This is a genomic window from Novosphingobium sp. G106, from assembly GCF_019075875.1.
In the GTDB taxonomy this organism is placed as follows: domain Bacteria; phylum Pseudomonadota; class Alphaproteobacteria; order Sphingomonadales; family Sphingomonadaceae; genus Novosphingobium.
The window spans coordinates 770,954-785,793 of record NZ_JAHOOZ010000001.1; the positions used below are offsets into that span (position 1 = coordinate 770,954).

Consider the following 14,840-nt stretch of genomic DNA (forward strand, 5'->3'; position numbering starts at 1 on the left):
GCGCGCGAGTGCCGGTCGATAGATCAGGCATACGCGGCCGGCATGTCTTCGAAGGCGATCGGCAGCGTCGTGATGCCCCAGACCCCGGGGAACAGTTTCCAGTTCACCTCGCCGACGAGCCGCGGGGCGGCGATGCGTTTGGCGATCTGGTGCAGACCTTCCTCGACGTTGGCAATCGCCAGGAACTGACCCAGGCACATGTGCATGCCGCGTCCGAAGCCCTGGCTCGGGCTCTTCTCGGGACGCTCGGGATCGAACTCGTCCGGCCGGTCGAACACCTCGGGGTCGCGGCCGGATACCGAGAGCGGAAAGATCAGCATCGTGCCCGCGGGGATGCCGACGCCGCGGTAGTCGAACTCCTCGGTGACGATCCGCATAGTGTTCGATGGAGTCAGATAGCGCATCTGCTCCTTCACCACCTTTCTCACGTAGTCGAAATCGTCGGCGCAGCGCGCGTAGACCTCGGGATTGGCAAGCAGCGAACGCATCAGCAGGATCAGCAGGTTTTTTGTCGTGTCGTATCCCGCGGCGAAGATAAGGATCAGCAGCTGGCGGAGCTCGTCGGCGCTGAGCCGCCCTTCGGCATTCGCCGCGATCATCGTGTCGAGTAGGTCACCGCGCGTCCCGTTCGGTCCGCGCTCCTCGATCACGCCGTCGACGAAGCGCCACAGTTTCTGATAGCCTTCCTCGATGATCGCCATCTTCTCGACCTCGAGATTGAAGCTCTCGCCGTGGATCTCGAGCGACTTCTTGATCTCGGCCAGTTGATCGGTCGGCACGCCCAGCAGGGCGAACATGACGCGTACGGGGAAGTTGGAAGCGAACTCGGCGAAATCGAAGGCGCGCTTGGGCCCCCATTCGTCGAGGATCGCCGATATCGTCTCGCGCATCACCGTGCGCAGCCGCTTGACGCTGCCGGGGCCGAAGGCGCTGCTGATGCTGCCGCGCAGGCGGCTGTGGCGGTCGCCCGAGCTGACCAGCATCTGATCGACCGCGAAGCGCCCCCAGCCAGTCCCATGCGCGCCCATGATGTCGACGATCTCCTCGCCCGGCATCTTGAGGTGGCCGTCAAGCCGCATGATGTCCTCGATCGCGCGATAGGACGTGACCAGATAGCCGATGTCGCTGGCGGCCAGCCAGTCGTGCTCGCGCCGCGCCGCTTCGATGAAAGGGATCGGATTGTCGCCGAACTCTTTCGTCGAAATCGGCACCTGCGCCATGGCGACCTGATCGATGTTTGGCATGTCTCGTTCCCGTCGCGGCCGATCCGGATCTCGGCCTACTTACCGTATTTGCAGCGCGGGGAAACGTTTCAGGTTGCAGAAGGCCCTATCGGCGCCAAGCGGGTTATGGGCCAAGTTGAGGCAGCCCGATCATGGCGATCTGGAGCTGTGAGATCGCCAGCCAATCGCTGCCTTCGCCGACAAAGGCGACATTCGTCGGAAAAACGGCTCCTAGAAACCGTCCCTTCGTTCATCAGGCTATCGGTCGACCCGCAATGAAGGATGTAGCGATGCGGCATGCTCGACCAGCCGACACCCGATCCCATGTTCTCGAGGCGAAGACTCGATGAACAGGGAATCGATTTGTTCTGGGCTCAACCCCATGAAGCCGGCGGCCAGACCGTCACCATCGCTGGCAAGCCAGAGCGTTGCCTGAGGCAGGAACCGTTGCACCATCTTCGTTGATGGCCAAACGATCTTCGGCCGACAGGAAATCATGCGTAGCGTCGACAGCGCTCTGAAAGGCCTGGATTACCACCTCAGCAAGCGCGGACCGACCAAGGCGCCGATAGCCGCGGCCAAACCAATTCCGAGCGTATACCAGGTAAGGACGAAGAGGGCCGACACCTCCGGGCAATGCAGGCAATAGAGTGTCGCCGCCCAGGCTCCTGCGGCGAGACCGGCGGCAGCGCCTGTTGCGCGCAGGCGTGTCGGCGCGAGCCGCCGGAACGACCACAAGAGGCCGATGAAAATGGGCGCGGCCAGCATGAGGACGAGCCATGGGCATTTCGTCCACGAACGGCCGAGCCACATGGCGAACCATTCGCCAGGGGGGAACATGCGCCATCTCCGCGATGGCGACCGCCGCGAGCAGAAGAAAGGGAACTGTGACTGGCCAAAACGCGCGCAAGGAAACCGGTTCGGGCCTGGCAAGCTGCGCCACGACGCCAATAGCGGCGGCTCCCAGCGAAATCGTGTAAGCCCATTTCATCCAGAAGTTGAGGCCGCGCATGGCAAGGCCAAGATCGCTCCGAAATCCAAGGCCCATCGCAATCAGCAGAATAGTGACACCGCTGCCGATGAGTATTCCGAGCAGTAGCCGCCGGCGCACGGCATGCCGTGGAACAGGGGTTACATCCTTTGCCAGTTCGTCGATCAGGGAGTCGGTATTCATGGACGCGCCCCTCGGATGCGGGCCGCCAGGGCCTTGAGGCCACGGTGGACTGAGACTTTGACGTCGGACTCGCTGATATCGGTAAGACTTGCTGCCTCGGCGGTACTCTGACCCGCGATCCTCGTCTGGCGGATCGCTTTGGCCTGCTTTTCGGGAAGTGTGGCAAGCAGCCGTTCGATGTCGATCGAGGCACTCACCGCGTCTTCAAAACCTTCGGAAAAGAGCATGTCCTCGGCATCTTCGATGGAGCAGGTCTGCCTGGTTCGGCGAAAATGATCGATCATCTTGTAGCGGGCGACCGCGAACAGCCAGGCCGTGAACGGGCGCTCTGGGTCGTAGGTCATGCGGCGGGTGTGAACGGCGATCAGTGTTTCCTGCACGAGATCCTCGATGACATCGCCATCAGCGACGCGGCGACGGTAAAAGGCGCGCAGCAAGGGAACCAGCGCCCGCAGCAAGATGGCATGCGAAGCCGCATTGCCGCCGAGACCCTCGGTCATCCAGGATTTGAGCTGGTCTTCGCCCGGCTGCATTCGCACTCCTGGAGAGCTATTCGCAGGGAACAGATCTTTGGTTACAAGGCGCCGCGATATTTTGCGATGCGCTTCTTAGGAGCCGCTCGGGAGACCACCAGGCGGTGACACGGATAAATTTCGCATCGCTGTAACCGGTCCGAGGTTCGACGCGAACTCCCTGCAGCACCGACCGATCCGGCCGGTGATCACATGGGAAGACTTCCGATGCAGCCGCGCAAACACTTTGCCATCGCCCTGGCCGGCTGCGTCATCTTCGTACTGAGCGGCTGCGACACGTCCAAAGCTTCGTCGCTGCCGAAAGGGGCCGCACAGACATCCAGCCGCAATCCTGTTGTCGTCGAACTGTTCCAGAGCCAGGGCTGCTCGTCCTGTCCTCCGGCAAATGCCGACCTGAATGCCATCGCCGACCGGCGCGATGTGCTCGCTCTGTCCTTCGCGGTCACCTACTGGGACCGGCTCGGCTGGAAGGACACCTTCGCCTCGCCGCTGTTTACCGCGCGGCAAGAGGCCTATGCCCGGGCCGGGCGAGGCGAGGTGGCGACGCCAGAATTCATCGTCAATGGCGAGGCGGCCGTGCTGGGCACCAATCGCTCGGCCCTGGACGCCGCTATTGCGCGCGGCTTCGCGCCAGCTCCAGGTCCTACCATTTCCGCCAACCCGTCGAGCGTTCGTATCGAAGCGGCGGCTCGTGGAGCGCCCGCGACCGTCTGGCTCGTCCGTTACGATCCACGAACGCGGCAAGTTCCCATCCGGGCCGGCGAGAACGGCGGCCGCACGTTGCCCCACCGCAACATCGTCCGCGAGCTCATCAGGCTGGGCGACTGGACGGGTCAAGCAGCCACTTTCCCACTCGCCCCGCAGCGCGAAGCGGGACTGGTCTCGGCCATTCTGGTTCAGCGTGGCAGCGGCGGTCCGATCGTCGCTGCGCGCAAGCTTTGACAGTTTCTCAGCCGCCGGCGTCGCGGCTGCCATTCACCATGCGACGCCAAATCCAAGGAGATTATTTCATGCGCATTCTAACTATTCTCGCCCTGTCGGCGATGTCGTTTTCGACCGCTGCACCTGTCTTTGCCCAGGACACGATGATGAAGGACGGCATGCATTCGGGCGCGATGGCGCACATGTCGGCTGCCGACACACGCCGGATGAACAGCTGCAAGGCGATGTCGCACGACGCGATGATGCGCAACGCCTCGTGCCGCCGCATGGCACAGATGCATCCGGACATGATGCACCACGACAACATGATGAAGCACGACGGCGCCATGGCTCACGACAACATGATGAAGTCGGGTCACTGAGCCTAGGCTGGGATGACGCCCGCCGACGTCATCCCGGCAAACTTTCGATCAGGAAGGTGCACTATGGATGTTTCTGCCTCTCGCGGCCTCTGCGGCGGCGATCTGGTCTACCGTCAGCGGCGGCCGGTGCGCCTTTGGCATTGGATCAACGCGTTGTCGGTCTTCGTCATGCTGATGAGCGGTCTGATGATCTTCAACGCGCATCCACAGCTCTATTGGGGCCAGTACGGCGCCAACCACGAGAAGCCTTGGCTGGCGATCGGCGCCAAGGATGATGCGGGGTTCCTGAAGCTGGGCACGGTGACTATCCCCACGACGGGCGTGCTGGGCCTTTCGGGCGGCATCGAGCGGGCGTTTCCGCCGCTCGTTACCATTCCTTCCAGCTACGATCTCGCGGGAGCCCGGCAATGGCACTTCGCCTTCGCCTGGCTGCTCGTGGTCCCTGGCCTGATGTTCTGGCTCTGGGGGCTGGTTACAAGGCACGTCCAGCGCGATCTCGCGCCAACGCTGGCAGAACTCCAGCCGCGGCATCTGTGGCAGGATATCAAGGATCATGCCCGGCTGCGCTTCCACACGGGAGAGGCAGCGCGGCGCTACAACGTGCTTCAGAAGCTCAGCTACATCAGCGTGCTCTTCGGGCTGCTCCCCGCCATGGTGCTGACCGGTCTCACCATGTCGCCCGGGATGGATGCCGCCTGGCCCTGGCTGCTCGACATTTTCGGCGGCCGCCAGTCGGCGCGTTCGATCCATTTCATCTGTGCAGCCCTCCTGGTGCTTTTCATTCTTGTTCACTTGCTGATGGTCGTCCTCGCCGGTCCGCTCAACGAGATGCGCTCGATCGTCACCGGCTGGTACCGCCTGCCCAAGGAGAAGGCTCGATGACTACCCTCACGCGCCCCGTCCTTACACGTCGGCGCCTGATCGGTTCGCTCGGGGCCGGTGCCGGCAGCTTGCTGCTTTCCGGCTGCGACAGGATCGCCGCTGTGCCTGCCGTGCAGCAAGTACTGGGCGCCGGCGAGGGACTGACATTCCGCGCGCAGCGCCTGCTGTCCGACCGCACTGCTCTGGCCCGCGAGTTCTCGGCGCTCGACATGTCGCCGGTGTTCCGGACCAACGGCAACACTGCCCCGACCGCCAATGATTATGAACGACATGCCGCGGAGAAATTCGTCAACTGGCGGCTCGTCGTCGACGGGCTTGTCAGGCGGCCGCAGTCGCTATCGATGACCCAGATCCGGGCAATGCCGGCGCGCACGCAGATCACCCGTCACGACTGCGTCGAGGGTTGGAGCGCGATCGGCAAGTGGACCGGGCTGCCGCTCAAACTGGCGCTCGACGCGGCCGGTGTCCTGCCCTCAGCGCGCTACGTCGTATTCCACTGTGCCGACGATTTCGACGGTGATCCCTACTACGAGAGCATCGACCTGATCGATGGCTATCATCCTCAGACGATCCTCGCCTGGGGCATGAACGACGAGATGCTGAGCGTCGGCCACGGCGCGCCGCTGCGCCTGCGGGTCGAGCGTCAGCTCGGCTACAAGCAGGCGAAATACGTGATGCGGGTCAGCCTGGTCGCCAGCATGGCCGAGATCGGCGCGGGGAAGGGCGGCTACTGGGAGGATGCGGCCGGGTACCAGTGGTACGCCGGGATCTAGGGAAGCTTGCGAACGCGGCCGTTGAAGTCGCGTTTGCCGATCGAAACGCCCTTCATCCGCAGGATGTCGTAGGCCGTCGCCGCGTGGAAATAGAAGTTCGGCTGGGAGAACGAGAGCAGAAACTCTTCGGCGACAAAATCCATGTGGTTCGCGCCAAACTCGAAGCGCATGAGCCGTCCTATGAAGCTCTCCACTTCATCCCGGTCGAGCGCTTCAAGCGCGGCGATCGTCTGATCCACCCGCTCGCGCAGTCCATCGAAAGTGTCCGGCGGCGTTGTGGTGTCGGGAGAAAACGTGCCTTTGCGCACGCCTTCGATCGCGCCAAGCGAATGAACCGCGGTCGACTTCACCTGATAGGCGAAAGGCAGCATGTCCTCGGCGAGCTTCGCCTGGATCAGGGCTTCTGGTTCAAAGCCTTGATCGCTGCAAAAGGTCTCGGCCTTGCTGATGAGCCGCGAGACCGAGCCGAGGATCTGGAGGTAAGACGGGATGGTTGCGGCATAGAGCGTGAAGGCCATGATTTCTCTTCCCCGAACAGGCGCGATCAAGATTTCCAGTTGGCGGGGAACAGCTTGTGCAGCGCTTCCACCTTGGGCCGATCGTTGAAGACGATATAGGGGTAGTTGGGGTTACGGGCCATGAAATCCTGATGATAGGGCTCGGCGGGATAGAACGCCCGGTTCATTTCGATCCGCGTCGCGATCGGTCGCGAAAAGACATGCGCAGCGCTCAACTGGGCGATGTAGGCACGGGCTACCCGCTCCTGCGCAGGCGAAACGGGAAACAGCGCCGTGCGATACTGGGTGCCCGTATCGGGACCCTGGCGATTGACCTGTGTCGGATCTGCCACCACCGAAAAATAGATGCGCAGCAAGTCCGCGTAGTTGACCTGGGCCGGGTCGAACACGACCCGCACCGATTCCGCATGGCCCGTCGTGCCGCTCGAGACCGTCTCGTAGCTCGCGGTGGAGGCGCTGCCGCCCGCATAGCCCGAAGTCGCACTGATCACGCCGTTCACGTGCGAGAAGACGCCTTGCACGCCCCAGAAACAGCCGCCCGCAAAAACGGCGGTCTCGCGGTGCCCAGCTACGGGCTCGGTCATGGCAGCTGTCGGCGCCTTGACGCTTCCTTCCGCGGCGTTCCCCGCGCCCATGAAAAAGAACAGCGCGGTGCCGGCAGCAAGGGCAAGGGCGGTGGAAGCGATACGCGACATGGCGGATATCCTCTGTGGGAGATTTTATTCCTATTCGCGCGGCAACGCCTAATGGTTACAGCGCTTCGAGCGAGCCAGCCTGAGATAGGTTTGCCGGGTGTTTTTGCGAGCGCCAGCTCGGAAGTTTCCTGGCTTCTGGAATTGCGATGCTGCGGAGAAAGTGCTGCCCTCGCGTGGATGCACAGACCGGTTGCTTTGTTTCCAGATGGGCGTCTGTAACCATTTGCGCTGAGCCCGCGAATAGAGGGCCATGACCAAAGTCCCTTGTGAATCACAAACATCGGATCGCAATCTGGCCGCGCAGATCCGATCCGCGCGAAGTGCCGACACAGCGTTCTTCCCTGCAATCGAGCGTTCGGCTGGACTAGCCTTTCGCGAAATACCCGAGCTCGCGTGGATCGCGTATGGCGATGACCTGCCTCCCGATTTCCATTGGCCGCTTGTAGAAGCAGGGACATGCTGGACGGCAGCAGGCTGTGATGATCGTCCGATCGGTTTTCTAAGCGCGCAGATTTTCTCCGGTGATCTCCACATATGGGAGCTGTCGGTGCGCCTCGATCGGCAGCGTCTGGGAATAGGGCGTTGTCTACTCCGGGCGGCAATCCATGAAGGGAGGCTGCGGAACCTCGCTTCCGTCACATTGACGACATTTCGTGACGTGCCCTGGAATGCGCCGTTCTATGCAATGCATGGTTTTCTGGAGCTCGGGGGTTCGGAGCTCGATCCGCGTCTCCTGGCTCGTCTTCAGGATGAGGCGAAACGCGATTTCCCGCGTGATCAACGCTGCGCGATGCGACTGCCCCTTCAAGTCGGTGACGAACAGTGAACCTCATTGCTCGGCACGACCTCTCGGCGTTCGAAATCGACGAGATCGAGAATGACCTCTATGCGTTCAACAGCCGCGCTACAGGGCGTGCTGATGCGGCTTCGATGGGTTTTGAGATCCGCGGGGCGACCGGCGAACGAATCGCTGTTGCCACGGGCTTTTCTTGGGCCGGGATCGCCGAGATCAAGCAAATGTGGGTAGATGGGCCCCACCGGGGGCTGGGTCACGGGCGCACTTTGCTGAATGCCATGATTTGCGAGGCGCGGGCGAGGGGCGTGAGGCGGATCTGGGTTGCGAGCTTTGAATTTCAGGCGCCGGCGATGTACGAAAAAGCGGGTTTCTTGAGTATGGCTGACCTGGCAGGGTGGCCCGAGGGACATAGGCACATCGTTCTTTGCCTCACGCTTCAGTAGGCTGAACTCGCCCACATTTCAGCCGTTCGAACCTCCTTCGAAGTGCTCCGATAGCGGTCATCTGTTCATGTGATGGGGGCAACCGCTTTCGTAGTGGCTTTGCGCCATTCGATGGCCGCATAGACGAGTGCTGATATGCCGACCACGACAGCAGCTGCCAGCAACTCGCGCCATGACAGCGTCCAAAGCAAGCCGACGATGAGCGCAGATGCCGCAAGGGGAACCACTGGACCGCCGGGTGCGACAAATGGGGGACCGGCCATGGCAATCTGGCGGGATCGCATGCGCATAATTCCAAGGCAGCAAATGAGATAGAGGATAAGGGTCCCCGACGTGGTGAGGATCACCAGTTCGCGAAACGTCCCCGAGATGGCAAGTGCGAAGGAAAGCGCACAGTAGACCAGTATCGAAACTGCCGGCGTTCCGTGGCGGGAATCGATGCGCGCAAAGACTTGCGGAAGCTGCCGCGCCTCGCCCAATGCAAACAGCGCACGCGGACTGGTCAGGATGTCGGCAACCAGATAGCCGACCGCGGAGATGACTGTTAGCGCCACGATGGCCGCCGCGACCTTAGGGCCGAAGACAACCTCTGCCGTCGCCGCCAATGGCGCCGATCCGCCGGCTAAGCCTGCGCCAAGTACGCCTTGGGTTACCAACTGCAGCCCGATATAGAGCGTTGCCACGAAGACCAGGGTCACCGCGATCGCTCGAGGAATAGTGCGCGCGGGCGCCTTCGTCTCGCCACCGGGAACCAACCCTGTCTCGAGCCCGAAGAATGCAAAGATGAGCAGCACGGCTCCTTGCCCAACGGCCGACATGCTCGGCACGCCTGTCCAGGCCAGATATTCGGGCCGGATCGCGAAGGCTCCTACCGCCACGATCAGGACAAGCGGCAAGATCTTGATCGCGGCCATCACGCTGGTCAGATTTGCGCCCTGACGCGCGCCGCGAACATTAATCGCCGCCAGTGCCCCGTAGAGTATTGCCAAGAGAAGGGCACTTGCACCCCATTCGCCAGCCGGCGGCCAGATCGACGCCAAGGCATCGATCGCGAAGCGGGCAAGCGCTGCGCTGGAGGCGATCAGGTTGAAGAAAAGCGTTAGGATGCCGGCAACGCCGGACAAGACTGGACCATAGGCCGCGCGTGCGTACGCGTAGAGCCCTCCCGCTTCGGATACTCGGCTCCCAGCTTCCGCCAGGCAGAGCGCGAGTAGCGCCGCGAGCACAAGACAGACTACGTAGGCCAGGATCGCAGCAGGACCCAGCACGCCGGCAACGGCGGCGGGTAACCCGAATATCCCAACTCCGACCACGCCATTGAAGCTTGCTGCAGCTACACCGCGAACGCCGATGACGCGGCGCAAAGCAGAATGAGCGGCGTGAGCATTGTCCTCGACAGACTGCATGGCGGGCCCCCTGTGGGCGAGCCTATCGTGGCTGTCGGCGTCCGGCTACCGCAATCGGGTCGTCACAGCGTCCCTTGCACAATCACTACCGGCTTCGCCGACAGAGCTGATGTTTAAGCTCCAGATTGTGTTTCCTGAAAGCAGACGTCTGTTCAGGTCGTCATCTCTCCGGCTCAAGCTACGACGAGAGATCGGCGCACAGGCCGATTGCGCCGGTGAGAGAGGGCGGTCAGGCGGACGCGCCCATCGCATCGGCCATCAGAGCGCCGCGGGTGCTCGGGATATAGGCTCTGATTTCGGCGATGAGCCCGGCGGAATCGACTTCGATCCATGTGCAGACATGGTCGGTATAGGATTTGCCGTTGGGCTGGATCGCGTTGCCGTCGGACAGAGGGTAGGGCGACGAGAACCTTGCGCTTTCGATCATCTCGAACACCACCGTCCGGCCGCTCGCCATCACATTGACGATCTCCAGCCGGTAGTCGGAGAACGACATCAGATATTGCCGATAGGCGGCGATGTAATCGGGCTTGGCGATGACCATCCAGCTCGGCTCGCCGAAGCGTCGGCAATCGTCAGCCATACCGGCGGCAATCGCTTCGATATCGCAGCGGGCGGCTGCTTCCATCCAGGCGGTGGCGATCTCCAGCGGCGTTTTCATGTGCTCTTCCCCTGCACGTCGAGCGGCACGCCTTCAGCAAAGGGCGCGTCGCGTTCCTTGAACGCAGGGCCGAGGCCGATCTCAGCGGCGCGTGCCTGAAAGGCGGCCATCTCCGGCGCCATGTTGGCGATCGAATCCATTGGTGCGGCCATGTCCTGGAGCAGAGCGCGGCCCATCAGGTCGACGCCGCGATTGAGCACGTGCTTGTTGATCGCGACGATGTCGCGCCCCATGGCCGCGACGCGCGTGGCGAGCGCGAGGACGTGGTCGTCCAGCCGCTCGGCGGGCACCGCTTCCAGCGCGAAGCCGATCTTCTCGGCCATGCGGCCGGTGAAGGTATCGCCGGTGAACAGCAGCCGCTTCGCCCACTGCGCGCCGACATGATAAAGCCACATGTTGGTCGGCGGCGTGCCGCCCATGCGCAGCGCGGGATAGCCGATCGTCGCGTCCTCGGCCGCGACGACGAGGTCGCAATGCAACGCGAGGTCGGTTCCGCCCGCCAGACAGTGCCCGTGGACCTGCGCAATTACTGCGATCGGCGCGTTCCAGATGCGCGACCAGCCGCGCGCCATGTTGACCGTTTCCATGGCACGGCGCGGCAAGGATATTTCGGCGCCGCCATGCTCGGCTCCGCTTGCCGGTGAGATGTCGTAGCCCGCACAGAAGCTCTTGCCGGCGCCGCGGATGACCACGGCATGGATCGAGGGATCGCCGGCAGCGCCTTCCACCGCGTCGATCAGGTCGGTCTGCACGGCGCGGCTGAGCGCGTTGCGCCGGTCCGCCCGGTTGATCGTGATTCGCAGCACACGGTCCAGCTGTTCGACGAGCAGCGTGTCGAAGGTCTTTTCGGCCACTCTCATCAGACGGCCCGCCCGGCGTCCGCCCAATAGGGCTCGCGCAACTCGCGTTTCCTGACCTTGCCATTGGGGTCGCGCGGCAGCTTGTCGACAAAATCGACCGAGGCCGGGCATTTGTAGTGCGCGAGGTGCTCGCGGCAGAAGGCGATGATGTCCGCCTCGCTCGCTTGCGCGCGCAGTTCGACGATCGCTTTGACCTTTTCCCCCCAGTGCTGGTCGGGAACCCCAATTACGCTGGCGTCGCCCACGGCTGGATGGTTGAACAAGGTCGCCTCCACTTCGGCCGGATAGATGTTGGCGCCACCCGAAATGATCATGTCCTTGAGGCGGTCGGTGATGAACAGATAACCGTCCTCGTCGAGATAACCGATGTCGCCGAGCGTGAAGAGCCCGTCGCGCCAAGTCTCGCCGTCGAGCTCGCGGGCACCACGGTAGTTGAAGCTCATGATCGGCTGGCCATAGATCAGGCCTGGGGCGCCCGGCGCAACCGGATTGCCCTCCAGATCGAGAATCCTGATCTCGTTCCCCGGCGGGAAGGCTTGGCCGACGCTGCCGGGCTTCTCCAGCCACTCGCCTGGCGAGATCATCGTCATCGCGCCTTCGGTGCCGCCGTAAACTTCCCACAGCACGGCGGGCGGCAGCAGCTTGATCACCGCGGCCTTGACGTCGCGCGGACAGGGTGCGGCCGAATGCAGCACCGCCTTGAGCGAGGAGAGATCGTACTTTCCGCGCACCTCTTCGGGCAGCGCGAGAATGCGGATCAGATGCGTCGGCACGCAAGTGATCCAGGTGACCTTCTCGCGCGCGATCGTGGCGAGGCAGGTCTCGGCGTCGAACCCGCCACTCATCATGACGACGCGCTGGCCGGCGGCGAGAGCTTGGGTCGAAAAGCCGATCGGCTGCGAGTGATAGAGCGGCCCGGTCATCATGTGGACCTCGCCGGGTCCGTCGACGCCCATCAGCTTGGGCAGGTTGAACGCGCCCGACATCAGCCGCTGCATCTGCTCGGGCGTCGGCTGGCCGCGCTCGATCGCCTTGGGCCGGCCTGTGGTGCCCGAGGAATAGAGCTCCATGTTGAACTTGAGGCGGGTGCCGTCGATGCCCGGCGCAGGCGAGGCGGCCTGCAGCCGCATCTCGTAGTCCTCGAGCGAAATAGCCCCGGGAAGCCCGGCCATCTGCGCGGCGCTGTCGGCGTCGTAGAACACCGATCGGGCACCGGAATCGGCGATGAGGTAGGCGACTTCCTCGCGCTTCAGGCGCCAGGCGATCGGCACCGACTTGGCGCCTATCAGTCCCGCCGCGGCGAACAGTTCGAAGAATTGCGGACAATTGCGCAAGGCGACGCCGATGCAGCCGCCTTCTTCCACGCCGAGGTCGCGCAGCACGGTGATCGCGCGGGCGAGGCGGTCCGCATATTCGGCCCGGCTAACGCGCCAGTCGCCGGCGACGAGGACGATATCGTCGGGGCCGCTCATGCTGCGATCAGTCCGGCAATGTTGTCGCGCATGATCGCCTGCTTTTCCCCGTCCTCGAGGCCGTCGAGGCATTCGACATATTCGCGCGGCCGCGGGATCGCTTCGGCATGGGGCCAGTCGGAACCCATCAGCACGTGATCGGCGCCGATCGTCCGGGCGAGGCCGACCACGTCTTCTTCGGGAAATGGCGCGACCCACACGTGGCGCTTGAATATCTCCGATGGCTTGCCGTCGAGCGTACCGCCGAAGGAAGTGATCTTGCGGTTGACCAGCCCGCCGGCGTGGTCGAGCCGCTTCATCAGATAGGGCACCCAGCCGCAGCCCATCTCGATCGTCGCGACTTTGAGCCTGGGAAAACGGCCGAACAGATTATGCAACACCAGTGCGGTCAGCGTGTCCATCGCCGCGCTATCGACGCTCGCCATGACATGCGCGAGCAGCCGATGCTCAGGCCCGCGCGGGTGGGGCGGCGCAGCCCAGAGATTGTAGAATGCGTCGACCTGCTCCGACGGTCCCTCATAGGCGTGATAGGTGACAAGCACGCCGGCTTCCTCGACGCGCGCCCAGAAGGGATCGAAGTACGGATCTGCCGGCGACCGGCCGTAGGCGGGACCGGGGCGGATGGTGATGAGTTTGGCTCCGGCCTCGAGTACACGTTCGAGCTCGGCGATCAGCCGGTCGCGGTCGAGCATGATCAGATATGGCGCGGCATAGATCCGGCCCTTGAAGTCGAAGCCCCAGTCCTCGTCGAGCCAGCGGTTGAAGGCTTCGAAGGCATCGTAGAGCAGGCCGACGTCGTCTTTCATGAAGCCTTCCATGGTGACGCCGAGCGTGGGGAACAGCAGCGTGCGGTCGACCCCTTGCTCGTCCATCACGCCCAGCCGCACTTGGCGATCGCGATAGGCGGGACGGATCGGTTCGAGCTGACCATAGGCCGCGGCCGAGCGGTCCTGGCCGGTTTCGATCAGCTTGAGCGTCTCGTGATAGACGCCGGGCTGGGCGCAGGGATCGAAGGTCGGATTCCCGATGACGTTGGCGTCGCGCCCGCCAACGAACAAGCGTCTGCGTTTGCCGTCGGCCTCCGTTACCCAACGGATGAATTTCTCGGACCTCATCCGCAGGCTGGCGAAGCGCGTAAAGCAGTCCTCCGCCTCGTAATAATGCTGGTCGGCATCGAAGATCTCGAAACCCATCGCACCCATGCTCCTGTACTGTCGATGAGTGCCAGTCCCATCCGCCACCTGTCGCCGCAGGTCTCCCGGTCGTTGTTATGGCGCAATGCAGTGGCGTTGCGCTATGCGAAATTTGCTACCTGCTATGACCCCTTTTGCGAGGCACTATTTGCCTAGCGATCGCTGTCGGTTGCGTCGTGAGAGAACGCACTAGGAATCGTGGCAGCACTGCGTTTGGTCGCTCGAGATGTATCTTCGGTTTACCGATGTCTTAGTGAAGCGGGACGACCGGTGGCAGTTGGTTGTGCAGCGAACTAGCTCTACGACTGGATTTAAGAGGCCAGGATCGGCAAGCCGCATTCGGGTTTGAGTGTCCACTGCTGGAAGGTTAGTTACCCCGGCGCACTCTACGGATGTGACTGCGTCATGGCGCCGATCTGGAGCAGTGCGCTGCCCCTCTTGGCGCAAGGGCCGATTCTGCGGCCTCCTGATCGATCATCTCGTTCATCACGACGATGACTGGGCCAGCACGTTGAACCTGCTGGCGCGGGTGATCCAGACGCTTCGTGGCAGTGTCTTCTACCGACGCGATCTGGCTATCAACTATCTGCTGGGATGGCGTATCGGCACTTCATTGATGCCTGCTATCAGGAAAAGCGACGGGAAGTCAGGTCGAAGCGCCAACGGCGACAAAGCGGCATCATGCACAGGTGTTTCTCGCTGCAGGAGTTGTCACTGTGAGAAGAGCGATCTCGGCTGATCGAGCTCAGCAGGAGCCTATCGTCGCAAACATCCAGTCAAACGCACAAGGGCATGTCGGATTAGAACCGTGGGTGGCCAAAAAATATCCGAAAACCAATATGTTACGTAGTTGCGATTGGCCAGATGTCGGCGATCAACGTCCGTGAAACAAAAAAATGGCGCAATT

The 14,840-nt window shown here is 62.7% G+C and carries 15 protein-coding genes and 1 pseudogene; 6 read left to right on the forward strand and 10 right to left on the reverse strand.

Features of this window, described 5'->3' with window-relative positions; genetic code table 11:
- Positions 1-23: 23 nt before the first annotated feature.
- The 3 genes and pseudogenes from KRR38_RS03585 to KRR38_RS03595 all read right to left on the reverse strand — a co-directional run bounded on the left by KRR38_RS03585 (position 24) and on the right by KRR38_RS03595 (position 2,930).
- The gene (locus KRR38_RS03585; protein WP_217398706.1) at positions 24-1,244 is read right to left on the reverse strand and encodes a cytochrome P450; all 1,221 of its coding nucleotides are present in this window, start codon (positions 1,242-1,244) and stop codon (positions 24-26) included.
- 510 nt (positions 1,245-1,754) lie between these two features.
- Positions 1,755-2,397, reverse strand: a pseudogene (locus KRR38_RS03590) (DUF1109 domain-containing protein).
- On the reverse strand, positions 2,394-2,930 hold the full coding sequence (locus KRR38_RS03595; RefSeq protein ID WP_217398708.1) for a sigma-70 family RNA polymerase sigma factor: 537 nt from the start codon (positions 2,928-2,930) through the stop codon (positions 2,394-2,396). The pseudogene KRR38_RS03590 and the gene KRR38_RS03595 overlap by 4 nt, the downstream one beginning before the upstream one ends.
- 207 nt (positions 2,931-3,137) lie before the next feature.
- On the opposite strand from KRR38_RS03595, the gene KRR38_RS03600 reads away from it, so the two are divergent.
- The 4 genes from KRR38_RS03600 to KRR38_RS03615 all read left to right on the forward strand — a co-directional run bounded on the left by KRR38_RS03600 (position 3,138) and on the right by KRR38_RS03615 (position 5,889).
- Entirely contained in the window at positions 3,138-3,872 is a 735-nt protein-coding gene (locus KRR38_RS03600; protein WP_217398710.1) for a thioredoxin family protein, read from the forward strand.
- Between the two features lie 68 nt (positions 3,873-3,940).
- Positions 3,941-4,234 carry a hypothetical protein gene (locus tag KRR38_RS03605; RefSeq protein ID WP_217398712.1) on the forward strand — a complete coding sequence of 98 codons (294 nt, stop codon included), beginning with the start codon at positions 3,941-3,943 and terminating at the stop codon, positions 4,232-4,234.
- 63 nt (positions 4,235-4,297) lie between these two features.
- Positions 4,298-5,116, forward strand: a complete 819-nt coding sequence (locus KRR38_RS03610) for a cytochrome b/b6 domain-containing protein (protein WP_217398714.1) — start codon at positions 4,298-4,300, stop codon at positions 5,114-5,116.
- The gene (locus tag KRR38_RS03615; protein ID WP_217398716.1) at positions 5,113-5,889 is read left to right on the forward strand and encodes a molybdopterin-binding protein; all 777 of its coding nucleotides are present in this window, start codon (positions 5,113-5,115) and stop codon (positions 5,887-5,889) included. Before KRR38_RS03610 ends, KRR38_RS03615 begins: the two co-directional genes overlap by 4 nt.
- Here KRR38_RS03615 and KRR38_RS03620 read toward each other — a convergent pair.
- Both KRR38_RS03620 and msrA read right to left on the reverse strand, forming a co-directional pair.
- Entirely contained in the window at positions 5,886-6,407 is a 522-nt protein-coding gene (locus tag KRR38_RS03620) for a DUF1993 family protein (RefSeq protein WP_217398718.1), read from the reverse strand. The two genes, KRR38_RS03615 and KRR38_RS03620, sit on opposite strands and share 4 nt — an antisense overlap.
- A gap of 26 nt (positions 6,408-6,433) precedes the next feature.
- Positions 6,434-7,102 carry a peptide-methionine (S)-S-oxide reductase MsrA gene (gene msrA / locus KRR38_RS03625; protein WP_217398720.1) on the reverse strand — a complete coding sequence of 223 codons (669 nt, stop codon included), beginning with the start codon at positions 7,100-7,102 and terminating at the stop codon, positions 6,434-6,436.
- A gap of 250 nt (positions 7,103-7,352) precedes the next feature.
- Here msrA and KRR38_RS03630 point away from each other — a divergent pair, with 250 nt between their 5' ends.
- Together KRR38_RS03630 and KRR38_RS35800 are read left to right on the forward strand one after the other, a co-directional pair.
- On the forward strand, positions 7,353-7,928 hold the full coding sequence (locus KRR38_RS03630; protein ID WP_217398722.1) for a GNAT family N-acetyltransferase: 576 nt from the start codon (positions 7,353-7,355) through the stop codon (positions 7,926-7,928).
- On the forward strand, positions 7,925-8,341 hold the full coding sequence (locus tag KRR38_RS35800; RefSeq protein WP_217398724.1) for a GNAT family N-acetyltransferase: 417 nt from the start codon (positions 7,925-7,927) through the stop codon (positions 8,339-8,341). The genes KRR38_RS03630 and KRR38_RS35800 overlap by 4 nt, the downstream gene beginning before the upstream one ends.
- A 65-nt stretch (positions 8,342-8,406) precedes the next feature.
- Here KRR38_RS35800 and KRR38_RS03640 read toward each other — a convergent pair whose 3' ends face one another.
- The 5 genes from KRR38_RS03640 to KRR38_RS03660 all read right to left on the reverse strand — a co-directional run bounded on the left by KRR38_RS03640 (position 8,407) and on the right by KRR38_RS03660 (position 13,933).
- Complete coding sequence (locus KRR38_RS03640) at positions 8,407-9,747, reverse strand: APC family permease (protein WP_217398726.1); 1,341 nt, start codon at positions 9,745-9,747, stop codon at positions 8,407-8,409.
- 229 nt (positions 9,748-9,976) lie between these two features.
- On the reverse strand, positions 9,977-10,408 hold the full coding sequence (locus tag KRR38_RS03645; RefSeq protein WP_217398728.1) for a nuclear transport factor 2 family protein: 432 nt from the start codon (positions 10,406-10,408) through the stop codon (positions 9,977-9,979).
- Positions 10,405-11,268 carry an enoyl-CoA hydratase-related protein gene (locus KRR38_RS03650; RefSeq protein ID WP_217398729.1) on the reverse strand — a complete coding sequence of 288 codons (864 nt, stop codon included), beginning with the start codon at positions 11,266-11,268 and terminating at the stop codon, positions 10,405-10,407. Before KRR38_RS03650 ends, KRR38_RS03645 begins: the two co-directional genes overlap by 4 nt.
- Positions 11,268-12,740, reverse strand: coding sequence for an AMP-binding protein (locus KRR38_RS03655; RefSeq protein ID WP_217398730.1), 1,473 nt, complete (start codon positions 12,738-12,740; stop codon positions 11,268-11,270). Before KRR38_RS03655 ends, KRR38_RS03650 begins: the two co-directional genes overlap by 1 nt.
- The gene (locus KRR38_RS03660; protein WP_217398731.1) at positions 12,737-13,933 is read right to left on the reverse strand and encodes an amidohydrolase family protein; all 1,197 of its coding nucleotides are present in this window, start codon (positions 13,931-13,933) and stop codon (positions 12,737-12,739) included. The genes KRR38_RS03655 and KRR38_RS03660 overlap by 4 nt, the downstream gene beginning before the upstream one ends.
- Positions 13,934-14,840: the final 907 nt, after the last annotated feature.